Annotated in this window: 12 protein-coding genes; 3 read left to right on the forward strand and 9 right to left on the reverse strand. The window is 58.8% G+C overall.

Annotated elements, in window-relative coordinates:
- Positions 1-298 precede the first annotated feature (298 nt).
- Positions 299-514 carry a 30S ribosomal protein S21 gene (gene rpsU, locus KGB07_RS10500; RefSeq protein WP_002551877.1) on the reverse strand — a complete coding sequence of 72 codons (216 nt, stop codon included), beginning with the start codon at positions 512-514 and terminating at the stop codon, positions 299-301.
- Between the two features lie 199 nt (positions 515-713).
- On the opposite strand from rpsU, the gene tsaD reads away from it, so the two are divergent.
- Entirely contained in the window at positions 714-1,739 is a 1,026-nt protein-coding gene (gene tsaD, locus KGB07_RS10505; RefSeq protein ID WP_046039465.1) for a tRNA (adenosine(37)-N6)-threonylcarbamoyltransferase complex transferase subunit TsaD, read from the forward strand.
- Between the two features lie 23 nt (positions 1,740-1,762).
- On the opposite strand, the gene plsY is transcribed toward tsaD, so the two are convergent.
- On the reverse strand, positions 1,763-2,332 hold the full coding sequence (gene plsY, locus KGB07_RS10510; protein ID WP_046039467.1) for a glycerol-3-phosphate 1-O-acyltransferase PlsY: 570 nt from the start codon (positions 2,330-2,332) through the stop codon (positions 1,763-1,765).
- Positions 2,333-2,406: 74 nt separating this feature from the next.
- Between plsY and folB the strand changes: the two genes are divergently transcribed.
- Together folB and folK are read left to right on the forward strand one after the other, a co-directional pair.
- Positions 2,407-2,763, forward strand: a complete 357-nt coding sequence (folB, locus tag KGB07_RS10515) for a dihydroneopterin aldolase (protein ID WP_223465326.1) — start codon at positions 2,407-2,409, stop codon at positions 2,761-2,763.
- On the forward strand, positions 2,754-3,272 hold the full coding sequence (folK, locus tag KGB07_RS10520; protein ID WP_046039471.1) for a 2-amino-4-hydroxy-6-hydroxymethyldihydropteridine diphosphokinase: 519 nt from the start codon (positions 2,754-2,756) through the stop codon (positions 3,270-3,272). Before folB ends, folK begins: the two co-directional genes overlap by 10 nt.
- Positions 3,273-3,353: 81 nt before the next feature.
- Here folK and KGB07_RS10525 read toward each other — a convergent pair whose 3' ends face one another.
- From KGB07_RS10525 to apaG, 7 genes are all read right to left on the reverse strand, one after another.
- On the reverse strand, positions 3,354-4,583 hold the full coding sequence (locus tag KGB07_RS10525; protein WP_223465327.1) for a multifunctional CCA addition/repair protein: 1,230 nt from the start codon (positions 4,581-4,583) through the stop codon (positions 3,354-3,356).
- 63 nt (positions 4,584-4,646) lie between these two features.
- Positions 4,647-6,209 carry a SpoVR family protein gene (locus KGB07_RS10530; RefSeq protein ID WP_223445646.1) on the reverse strand — a complete coding sequence of 521 codons (1,563 nt, stop codon included), beginning with the start codon at positions 6,207-6,209 and terminating at the stop codon, positions 4,647-4,649.
- Complete coding sequence (locus tag KGB07_RS10535; RefSeq protein ID WP_007993202.1) at positions 6,206-7,477, reverse strand: YeaH/YhbH family protein; 1,272 nt, start codon at positions 7,475-7,477, stop codon at positions 6,206-6,208. Before KGB07_RS10535 ends, KGB07_RS10530 begins: the two co-directional genes overlap by 4 nt.
- Before the next feature lie 204 nt (positions 7,478-7,681).
- A complete protein-coding gene (locus KGB07_RS10540) occupies positions 7,682-9,604 on the reverse strand; it encodes a PrkA family serine protein kinase (RefSeq protein ID WP_007982655.1) in 1,923 nt (640 codons plus the stop codon).
- Between the two features lie 297 nt (positions 9,605-9,901).
- Positions 9,902-10,231 (reverse strand): thiosulfate sulfurtransferase GlpE, encoded by a 330-nt coding sequence (gene glpE, locus KGB07_RS10545; RefSeq protein ID WP_008051614.1) that lies wholly within the window; start codon positions 10,229-10,231, stop codon positions 9,902-9,904.
- Between the two features lie 33 nt (positions 10,232-10,264).
- Complete coding sequence (locus tag KGB07_RS10550; protein WP_223465329.1) at positions 10,265-11,146, reverse strand: symmetrical bis(5'-nucleosyl)-tetraphosphatase; 882 nt, start codon at positions 11,144-11,146, stop codon at positions 10,265-10,267.
- Positions 11,146-11,526, reverse strand: a complete 381-nt coding sequence (gene apaG / locus KGB07_RS10555; RefSeq protein WP_007980214.1) for a Co2+/Mg2+ efflux protein ApaG — start codon at positions 11,524-11,526, stop codon at positions 11,146-11,148. The genes KGB07_RS10550 and apaG overlap by 1 nt, the downstream gene beginning before the upstream one ends.
- Between the last annotated feature and the right edge of the window lie 111 nt (positions 11,527-11,637).

The raw sequence follows: 11,637 nt of genomic DNA on the forward strand, positions 1-11,637 counted from the left end.
TGCGCTGAATCCGCTGCGGCCAATCATAGGCCTCGGATAGCTCATCATCTGGCACGCAAGGAGGTGCCTTGGGCTGATCGTCGTGAGAGGAATCAGTGGGTGTGCTCGTCAGTAGCCTTGAAAGGCTCGTCAGAAAAGACGTGCACCGCTGGCAAAAGAGCCAGGTCTGACGCGGTGAAGCAGATTTGTCTCGGTCGCGTCTGCGGCTTCGACAGTGAAGCATCAAGCGTTTTACGCAAATGCCATAAGCCCGGCTGAGGGCCGGGCTTGGCAGAAGCTTGCTACGATCGTCTGTGTATTAGTACAGACGAACGGCGCGGCGCTGTTCGCGCTGAACTTTCTTGGCGTGACGCTTAACAGCGGCTGCTGCTTTGCGCTTACGCTCAGAAGTTGGCTTCTCGTAAAATTCGCGGCTACGAACTTCAGCCAGTACACCGGCTTTTTCGCAGGAGCGCTTGAAACGACGCAGAGCTACGTCGAAGGGTTCGTTCTCTTTTACTTTGACGGCTGGCATCCAGAGCTACCTTCATTCATTACCGGGGTCAACATCCTCGCGGCAAAAGAGCACTTGAAGACGTCGGTTTTTAAGGGTTGCGGATGTTAACCCCTCATCGCTCGGAATGCAAAGCCTCTGATCGAAAACCGCTGGTCGGGGCATCACGCGACGACTATTATGCGCGCCTTCGAATTCAGCCTAAACAAGGCGCAAACCCATGCTAGTACTGGGATTAGAAACCTCCTGCGACGAAACTGGTGTCGCATTATATGACAGTGAGCGCGGCCTGCTGGCCGACGCGCTGTTCAGTCAGATCGACCTGCACCGCGCCTATGGTGGCGTGGTGCCGGAACTGGCTTCACGCGATCACGTCAAACGCATGCTGCCCTTGATTCGTCAGGTGCTGGCCGAGGCCGACTGCGTGCCGACCGAGATCGATGCGATCGCCTACACCGCGGGTCCTGGCCTGGTCGGTGCCTTGCTGGTTGGGGCTTCCTGCGCTCAGGCGCTGGCCTTTGCCTGGGGTATTCCGGCCCTCGGTGTGCATCACATGGAAGGCCATTTGCTGGCGCCGATGCTGGAGTCGCAACCGCCGGAATTTCCGTTCGTCGCTTTGTTGGTGTCGGGTGGTCATACGCAACTGGTTCAGGTCGACGGAATTGGCCAGTACACACTCCTGGGCGAGACCCTGGATGACGCTGCCGGCGAAGCATTCGACAAGACGGCCAAGATGATGGGCCTCAATTATCCGGGCGGACCGGAAATCGCTCGCATTGCAGAACAGGGCGTTGCAGGGCGTTTCGTCTTCCCGCGTCCGATGTGCGACCGCCCGGGCCTGGATTTCAGCTTCAGTGGCCTGAAAACCTTTGCGTTGAACACCTGGCAACAGTGCGTCAGCGCCGGGGACGACAGCGAGCAAGCCCGTTGCGACATCTCGCTGGCGTTCCAGCAGGCCGTGGTGGAGACTTTGACCATCAAGTGCAAGCGTGCCCTGAAAGCCGCCGGTATGAAGCGCCTGGTGATTGCAGGGGGCGTTAGTGCCAACAAGGCGTTGCGCACGTCCCTGGAAAAAATGCTCGGCGACATGAAAGGCGATGTGTTTTATGCCCGTCCGCAGTTCTGTACCGATAACGGCGCGATGATCGCCTTTGCCGGCTGCCAGCGCTTGCAGGCCGGTCAGCAGGAAAGTCTGGCGATCAGCGTGCAGGCGCGTTGGCCGATGGAGCAGTTGTCGGCGCTGTGATGAGCGGTGCTCATGCCTGCCCTTTAAAAATGCCGTTCGCGCCCGGCAAACAGGTCGCGTAGATTGCCGCGATGACGCCAGACGATCAGCCCGGTGAGCGTGCTCATGGGTAGCAGGGCGGCCGGTTCCTGCCAGGCCAGCAGCGGCAGGGTCAGCGGTGTGGCGATGAGGGCGGCCAGGGAGCTGGTGCGGGTCAGGTAGAACGTCAAGAGCCAGGTGCAGACCGCCAGAAGGGCGGCGGGCGGGTAGAGTCCCAGCAACATGCCGGCAGCGGTGGCGACACCCTTGCCGCCGCGAAAGCGAAAGTACAACGGAAACAGATGGCCGATGACGGCATAGACGCCGATCCAGGCCTGTTCCTGCTGCGAAAGGCCCGCAAGACGCGCAATCAGTACCGGCAGCAGGCCTTTGCAAAGGTCGCCGAGCAGGGTCAGGATGGCGAGTTTCTTGCCGGCCAGGCGCAACATGTTGGTGGCACCGGCATTGCCCGAGCCACTCATTCGCGGATCGGGGTTACCGGTCAGGCGGCTGAGCAAAATGGCAAAGGACAGAGAGCCGAGCAGGTAGGCGAGGATCGCCAATAACCAAAACATGCTAACTATTCCGGGCGAGGACGCCCTGATTCTAACGGCGCATTGCGCCCTTGTCGTGTAGCGGAGAGAAGTGCTTGGACAGAGTGTTTATCGAGGGCCTGGAAGTCGACACGGTGATTGGTGCCTACGACTGGGAACGAGGCATCCGACAGTGCTTGCGTCTTGATCTGAGCTTCGCCTGGGATAATCGCCCGGCCGCAGCCGGTGATGACCTGAGCCTGGCGCTCGACTACGCCAGTGTTTCCTCGCGCATCCAGGCGTTTGCCGAGCAGGCGCAGTTCCAGCTGGTGGAAACCTTTGCCGAGCGCCTGGTTGAAGTGCTGATGAGCGAATTCAAGATCACCTGGATGCGCCTGAAGCTGACTAAACCTGGCGCCATCCCGGCTGCCGCCGGCGGTGTGGGCGTGGAGATCGAGCGCGGATGTCGCTGACTCAGGTGTACCTCGGGCTCGGTAGCAATATCGAGCGTGAAGCTCATTTGCGGGCGGGGCTCGACGCTTTGGCGGCGTTCCTTGTCGATATCCGCTGTTCGGCGGTGTTCGAAAGCCAGTCGGTGGGCATCAAGAGCGGGCCGTTCTTCAATTTCGTGGTGTCGGCGTATACCGATCTGCCGCTGATGGAGCTTGATCGTCGATTGAAGTTCATCGAGGCGGATAACGGTCGTTACGCGCCGGATCGCCGAGGTTTGCCGCTGGATATCGACGTGTTGTTGTTCGGTGACCTGGTGGGCAACTTCGATGGCTTGATCTTGCCGCGGGCAGAAATTCTGAAAAATGCGTTCGTTCTGTGGCCGTTGTCGTTGATAGCGCCGGATCGCGTGCACCCGGGTGCAGGCAAGAGCTTTGCGGCCTTGTGGGCTGAAGCACAGATTGATCAGGTGTTGGCGCCAGTGGCTTTCGAATGGCGCGGTGAGCAGCTGACACCTTCAGATTTGTTGTGACCTTACTGATGTCTTCGCAAGCAGGCTCGCTCCCACAGGGTTAGCGTAAGTCTGTGGGAGCGGGCCTGCTCGCGAAGCTTTTCAGATCGACGCGGTCTCTTTGTAGGCTTTCAAGGCTTTTAGTCGCTCGCGCTTGATCTCCTCCCCCAACTCCGGCCCCTTGAAGCCTTTCTCCAGCAACGGCTGAACCGCCACGCTACGAGCAGCGGTTGCCGCTCCGCGTAAATAATTCGCCTGTGGATAACTTCTTTCTTCCAGCCCTTTGCGCCCACGCGCATCCATCTCGCATGCCGCGATGAACTCCTCGAACCGCTGTGGGCGACGGTAAATGTCGAAGCTTTGCAGCAATTCCAGCAATGTCGATGGCTTCAGATCAAGGGCACGATGCCCGTGGGTGTGATACTCGCCCACCAGCAACGCCAGCTCCTGGCAGTCTCTCGGCGCCTTGAAGCGTTCGTTGATCGCTTTGATCAGCTTCAGGCCTTTGAACTCATGGGCAATGTGTCGCGGCCATTCTTCCTCTGGCGTCAGGCCCTTGCCCAGGTCGTGCAGCAGGCACGCCCAGCGCACGGTCAGCGGCTGTTTGTGCAACGCCGCTTGCTGCAACACGCTCAGTGTATGTGCACCTGTATCGATTTCCGGGTGGTGGGCGGGTGGTTGCGGTACGCCAAACAGCGCGTCGACCTCTGGCATCAGTACCTTGAGTGCGCCGCATGCGCGCAAAACCTCCACAAACACCTGTGGCTGATCTTCCATCAGGGCGCGGGAAATTTCCTTCCAGCTGCGCTCCGGGGTCAGCGCCTCAAGCTCGCCTGATTCGCTGAGTTGGCGCATCAGCGCCAGGGTTTCCGGGGCGACGGTAAAACCCAGCGTCGCGTAGCGCGCCGCGAAGCGGGCAACACGCAGGACCCGGAGCGGGTCTTCGGCAAATGCCGGGGAAACATGGCGAAGCAGGCGCGCTTCGAGATCGCGCTGGCCGTGGTACGGGTCGGTCAGGTTCTGCTGGTCGTCTTCGGCTATGGCATTGATGGTCAGGTCGCGACGGATCAAGTCTTCTTCGAGGGTGACTTCAGGGCTGGCGTGAAAAGTGAAGCCGCCGTAACCGCGCCCGCTTTTGCGCTCGGTGCGGGCGAGGGCGTATTCCTCACCGCTTTTTGGATGAAGGAACACCGGAAAATCCGCGCCCACCGGGCGAAAGCCCTTGGCGAGCATTTCTTCGGTGGTGGCGCCGACCACGACCCAGTCGATATCGGTAACCGGTTTGCCCAGCAGGCGATCACGTACCGCGCCGCCGACTTTATAAATACGCATAAAAAACCTCCGTTAGCTCGACAGGATAACCGTTGCATCGAGCTTTCGGAGGCACAAACCGGATCAAAGATGGATGACGGCCAGGTCCAGGCGGCCGTAATCGCCTTCGCTGTGCTCGCTCCGGGGCGGCACATGATGGGTTTTCATGACCTGATCGCCCTGCAGCGTTTCCAGGTGAATGTCGAAACCCCAGAGGCGGTGCAAGTGCTTGAGCACTTCCTCGGTGGACTCTCCCAGCGGTTTGCGGTCGTGTTGTTGGTGGCGCAGGGTCAGGGAGCGGTCACCACGCCGGTCGATGCTATAGATCTGCACGTTGGGTTCGCGATTACCCAGGTTGTACTGTGCCGCGAGGGTTTCACGGATGATGCGGTAGCCACCTTCGTCGTGAATGGCGGGTACCAGCAGGTCATCCTTCTGGTCGTCATCGAGAATGCTGAACAGCTTCAGGTCGCGGATCACCTTGGGCGACAGGTACTGCAGGATGAAGCTCTCATCCTTGAAGCTGCTCATGGCGAACTTGATGGCTGCCAGCCAGTCGGTGCCGGCAATTTCCGGGAACCAGCGGCGATCTTCCTCGGTGGGTTCTTCGCACATGCGCCGGATGTCCCGGTACATGGCAAACCCGAGAGTGTAGGGGTTGATTCCGCTGTAGTAAGGGCTGTCGAAGCCCGGCTGAAAGACCACGCTGGTGTGGGATGTCAGGAACTCCATCATGAAGCCGTCGGTGACCAGGCCCTCGTCGTACAGGTCGTTCATCAGGGTGTAGTGCCAGAACGTGGCCCAGCCTTCATTCATCACCTGGGTCTGACGCTGTGGATAAAAATACTGGGCGATCTTGCGCACGATGCGCACGATTTCCCGCTGCCATGGCTCCAGCAGTGGCGCGTGTTTTTCGATGAAGTACAGGATGTTTTCCTGGGGTTCGGCGGGGAAGCGTGCGTTGTCCTTGTCGCTGTACTTGTCCGCGCCCTTGGGAATGGTGCGCCACAGATCGTTGATCTGTTTCTGTAGATGTTCTTCCCGGTCCTTTTGCCGGCGACGTTCTTCCTCCGCGGAGATCGGATAAGGGCGTTTGTAGCGGTCGACACCATAGTTCATCAGGGCATGGCAGGAGTCGAGCAGGTCCTCGACCGCGTCGATGCCGTGGCGTTCTTCGCACTGCATGATGTACTGCTTGGCAAACACCAGGTAATCGATGATCGAGCTGGCGTCGGTCCAGGTGCGGAACAGGTAATTGCCTTTGAAAAAGCTGTTGTGCCCGTAGCAGGCATGGGCCACCACCAGCGCCTGCATGCAGATTGTGTTTTCTTCCATCAGGTAGGCGATGCATGGATCGGAGTTGATCACGATTTCGTAGGCCAGCCCCATCTGGCCGCGGGTATAGGACTTTTCGGTGCTGAGGAAGTGCTTGCCGTAGGACCAGTGGTGATAACCCAGCGGCATACCGACCGAGGCGTAGGCGTCCATCATCTGTTCGGCGGTGATCACTTCGATCTGGTTGGGATACGTATCGAGTGCGTAACCGGCCGCAATACGACTGATTTCGCGGTCGTAGGCCTGAATCAGCTCGAACGTCCATTCGGAGCCGGTGGAAATGGGTTGGCGTTTCTGCTCTTTGGCGGTCATGTCACTAACCTGCGCTGGAAGAGTTCACGGAAGACCGGATAGATATCCCCGGCCGAGACCAGTTGTTGCTGGGCAAATGTGTCGGAAAAGGCTTCGGCGATGCGCTCGTACTCGAACCACAGGGCCTGGTGTTCGCGCGGGGTGATCTCAACGTAAGTGTAGTACTGCACGAATGGCATGATCTGGTTGATCAGGATGTCGCGGCAGATCGGAGAGTCGTCGTTCCAGTTGTCACCGTCGGAGGCCTGGGCGGCATAGATGTTCCACTCGTTGCTCGGATAACGCTCGGCCATGATCTCCTGCATCAGTTTCAGGGCGCTGGAGACGATGGTGCCGCCGGTTTCCCGGGAGTAGAAAAATTCCTCTTCATCCACTTCGCGGGCGCTGGTGTGATGGCGGATGAATACGACGTCGATCTTTTCGTAGTTACGCTTGAGAAACAGGTACAGCAGGATAAAGAAGCGCTTGGCGATGTCCTTGGTCGCCTGGGTCATCGAGCCGGACACGTCCATCAGGCAGAACATCACGGCCTTGGAACTGGGGTTGGGTTGCTTGATGAGCAGGTTGTACTTGAGGTCGAATGTGTCGAGAAACGGTATGCGGTGAATGCGCGCGCTGAGTTTTTCGATTTCTGCTTCGATTTCTTGAATATCGCCGAAGTTATCTGGTTCTTCCTGCTTGAGTCGCAGAAGTTCCTCTTTGGCTTCGCGCAGTTTTGCCCGGCTGCTGCCGGACAGGGCGATTCGCCGGGCGTGGGCTGAGCGCAGGGTGCGGATGATGTTGATCCGCGACGGGTTGCCCTCATTACTGATTCCGGCCCGCACGGTCTTGAAGGTGTCGGTGCCGGTCAGGTTGCGCTTGACCAGGTTGGGCAGTTCGAGGTCCTCGAACATGAATTCGAGAAACTCTTCCTGGGTGATCTGGAAGACGAATTCGTCCATCCCTTCGCCGGAATTGCCAGCCTTGCCGGGGCCTCTGCCGCCACCGCCTCCCGGTGGACGGGCGATATGTTCGCCGCTGGTGAATTCCTTGTTGCCCGGGTGCACGACCGTCTGCTTGCCACCGCGACCGTGGTGAAGCACCGGCTCGTCGATGTCGCGACCGGGAATGCTGATTTGTTCGCCGTGTTCCATATCGGTAATGGAGCGCCGGCTGACCGCCTCTTCGACAGCCTTTTTGATGTGATCACGGTAGCGCCGCAGAAACCGCTGGCGGTTCACCGTGCTCTTGTTCTTGCCATTGAGACGTCGGTCGATCACATAGCTCATGACTGCTCCTTAGAAGCTGTCCTGAAAGGGGCGAGCGGTGATGCAGCAAAGGACTGAGAGCCAAGGGATGTACGACGCTCCCCCAAGCGCTGTGGATGCTGCTTGAACTCGCTACCGACTTTCGAACACCTTCCAGAGGCTTGTGTAACAGAAAATGCATACACAGGCCTCTGGCTGACGACAACCGGTCTGACCGGCAGCGGGTTATTGTGATTTTCTGACCCGCAGGTACCACTCGGACAGCAGTCGTACCTGTTTGTCGGTGTAGCCCCGCTCGACCATCCGTGTGACGAAGTCGTTGTGTTTCTGCTGGTCCTCTTTGCTTGCCTTGGCATTGAAGCTGATGACTGGCAGCAGGTCCTCGGTGTTGGAGAACATTTTCTTCTCGATGACCACCCGCAGTTTTTCGTAGCTGAGCCAGGTCGGGTTCTTGCCGTTGTTGTTGGCCCGGGCGCGCAGGACGAAGTTGACGATTTCGTTGCGGAAGTCCTTCGGATTGCTGATGCCGGCCGGTTTTTCGATTTTCTCCAGTTCTTCGTTCAACGCTACGCGGTTGAGGATCTCGCCGGTTTCCGGGTCGCGGTATTCCTGGTCCTGGATCCAGAAGTCGGCGTACAGCACATAACGATCGAAGATGTTCTGGCCGTACTCGCTGTAGGACTCGAGGTAGGCAGTCTGGATCTCCTTGCCGATGAATTCGATGTAGCGCGGTGCCAGGTACTCCTTGAGGAAGCGCAGATAGCGTTCGCGGGTCTCGGCCTGGAACTGTTCCTGCTCGATCTGTTGTTCCAGCACGTAGAGCAAGTGCACCGGGTTGGCGGCAATTTCGTGCGGATCGAAGTTGAACACCTTCGACAGGATCTTGAACGCGAAGCGGGTCGAGAGTCCGTTCATGCCTTCGTCGACGCCCGCATTGTCGCGGTATTCCTGGATCGACTTGGCTTTCGGATCGGTGTCCTTGAGGTTCTCGCCGTCGTACACGCGCATCTTCGAGTAGATGTTGGAGTTTTCCGGCTCCTTGAGGCGCGAGAGCACGGTGAACTGGGCCAGCATCTTCAGGGTATCCGGCGCGCAATGCGCCTTGGCCAGCGAACTGTTGAACAGCAGCTTGTCGTAGATCTTCACTTCGTCACTGACCCGCAGGCAGTACGGCACTTTGACGATGTAGATCCGGTCGATGAAGGCTTCGTTGTTCTTGTTGTTGCGGAAGGTGTGCCACTCCGATTCGTTGGAGTGCGCCAGCAGGATCCCGGTGAACGGAATTGCGCCGAGGCCTTCGGTACTGTTGTAGTTGCCTTCCTGGGTGGCGGTCAGCAGTGGGTGCAGCACCTTGATCGGTGCCTTGAACATTTCGACGAATTCCATCAGCCCTTGGTTGGACCGGCACAGTGCGCCCGAGTAGCTGTATGCATCCGCGTCATTCTGTGGGAACTCTTCCAGTTTGCGGATATCGACCTTACCCACCAGTGCCGAGATGTCCTGGTTGTTTTCATCGCCTGGTTCGGTCTTGGCCACGGCGATCTGGTTGAGGATCGACGGATAGAGTTTCACCACGCGGAACTGACTGATGTCGCCACCGAATTCAGCCAGGCGCTTGGTCGCCCATGGCGACATGATGGTGTTGAGGTAGCGCCGTGGAATGCCGAAGTCCTCCTCCAGGATCGCTCCATCTTCAGTGGAGTTGAACAGGCCCAGGGGCGACTCGAAAACCGGCGAGCCCTTGATGGCATAGAAGGGCACTTTTTCCATCAGTTGTTTGAGCTTCTCGGCCAGGGACGATTTACCACCACCGACAGGGCCGAGCAGGTAAAGGATCTGTTTCTTCTCTTCCAGGCCCTGAGCGGCATGGCGGAAATACGACACGATCTGGTCAATGCATTCTTCCATCCCGTGGAAGTCTTCAAAGGCCGGATAGCGGCGGATGACCTTGTTGGAGAAGATGCGCGACAGTCTCGAGTTGGTCGAGGTGTCGAGCAGTTCTGGTTCACCGATGGCCAGTAACAGACGCTCGGCGGCAGAAGCGTAGGCGCTGCGGTCTTTTTTGCACAGCTCAAGATACTCTTGCAGAGAGAGTTCTTCCTGGCGTGTGGACTCGAAGCGTTGTTGGAAGTGGCTAAAGATACTCATGACGTCACCTCGCTCGATACGTGGAGCCGACGCCGGATCACTCAGTCGATGCTGGCAGCAACCGTACAGGCGATTGCTGTTTACCCCCCAGAACTCTCCCGGAGCTGACTACTCCGAAAGCTACTCCCGATGACCCGTGCGCCGGTGTACCGGCTCTCCCCTGTTTTGGATGGCCTGGGCTTAAGGATAGTTGGGAATTCGGGAGGTAAAGGCGAGATACGTAATTAGTTGTGGCAGACCGTTCGTCTGCCACCGCGCCAGCCCGCGAGAGTCGGGGCTTGCAACGTTACAAAAAAATTATTCAGTGGTGCCTTGCGCCGTTTCCGCAGGATACGTCGTACGCCACAACTCGAATCCGCCATCCATGCTGTAGACGTCGGAGAAGCCCTGGCTGATCAGGTAGGCGGCCGCGCCCTGGCTGGAATTGCCGTGATAGCAGACCACCACGGTCGGTGCATCGAGGTCGGCACCCTGGATGAAAGCGTGCAGGGAATGATTGTCCAGATGCTTCGAGCCTGCGATGTGCAGGGCGGCAAAAGTGGCCGGGTCGCGGACGTCGACCACCACTGCGCCTTGTTCGCGCAGGGCCTGGGCCTGTTCCGGGGGGATACGTTTGAATTCGCTCATGGCGGGCTCCTGTGGCTCGGCTGAATGGGCAGTCTAGCGCGGGGCGCTGGCTGGCGATGTTTGGGGAATGGATGAGGCGACTGGCGGCACGGCATGACCGTGTTCGTCGCATTTGCAGGACCGGCGCTCAAGGCTGTCGACGTTCATCAGGGTCAGGGCGCCGCCCCAGACGCAACCGGTGTCGAGGGCCGAGATACCTGGCTCGTCGCACTTGCCTTCCAGTGCTGCCCAGTGACCGAAGATGATCTTCAGGTCCTTGGTCTTGCGTTCCTTGTGCTGGAACCAGGGCTTGTAGCCTGCTGGTGCGGTATCAAGACCTTCCTTGCTCTTGAGGTCGAGTTTGCCTTCGGCGGTGCAAAAGCGCATGCGCGTGAAATAGTTGGTGATCACCCGCAGGCGCGTCACGCCTTTGAGGTCGTTGTCCCATTTCGCCGGATCGTTGCCGTACATGCCATCGAGGTAGGGCGGCAACAGGTTGTCGTCACGCAAGGCGGTCTCGACTTCGGCAGCACATTTCAAGGCTTTGCGCAGCGACCACTGCGGTGGAATGCCGGCATGGACCAGTGCAAGGTTGCGCTGTTCGTCGTAGTGCATGAGTTTTTGCTGGCGCAGCCATTCCAGCAGTTCGGCGCTATCGGGCGCTTCAATGATCTCGCGCAGGGTGTCGGCCTTCTTCAGGCGTTCGATGTTGCGTCCGGCCGCCAGCAGGTGCAGGTCATGGTTGCCGAGCACGCACACCAGCGATTCGCGAATGCTGTAGAGGAAGCGCAAGGTTTCCAGCGACTGCGGGCCACGGTTGACCAGGTCGCCCACCAGCCACAGACGATCCCGTTGTGGGTCGAACGCCACTTGTTTGAGCAGGCATTGCAGGGCTTGAAGACAGCCTTGCAGGTCACCGACAGCGTACGTTGCCATCAGTGCAGGGCTCCGGGCACCGCCAGGCGAAAGGGCGCGATGATGGCATCGAAGTGTTTGCCGTCGTCGGACAGCATCTGATAGGTGCCTTGCATGGTGCCGACCTTGGTGGTCATGACCGTGCCGCTGCTGTAGGTGTGGCTCTTGCCGGGGTCGATCAGCGGTTGTTGGCCGACTACGCCTGCGCCGCGCACTTCTTCGACATGCCCGTCACCATCGGTGATGACCCAGTGCCGTGAAAGCAGTTTTGCTGGCATTTCGCCATTATTTTGCACGGTGATGGTGTAGGCGAAGGCAAAGCGGTCATGCTCGGGTTGCGATTGTTCTGCCAGATAGCGGGTGACGACGCTGACGTCGACCTGATAACGAGGATCGGACATGCAAGGGGCCTTAAAAACGAAGCGGGACGCGGGGCGTAGCTGTTGGGGTTCAGTCTAGGCCAAGTATCGGGTAGTAGACCAGAGTGGCGCCCTACCCGATAGCGTTCATCG

It is taken from the genome of Pseudomonas sp. GL-RE-26 (assembly GCF_019956275.1).
Taxonomy (GTDB): Bacteria; Pseudomonadota; Gammaproteobacteria; order Pseudomonadales; family Pseudomonadaceae; genus Aquipseudomonas; species Aquipseudomonas grandcourensis.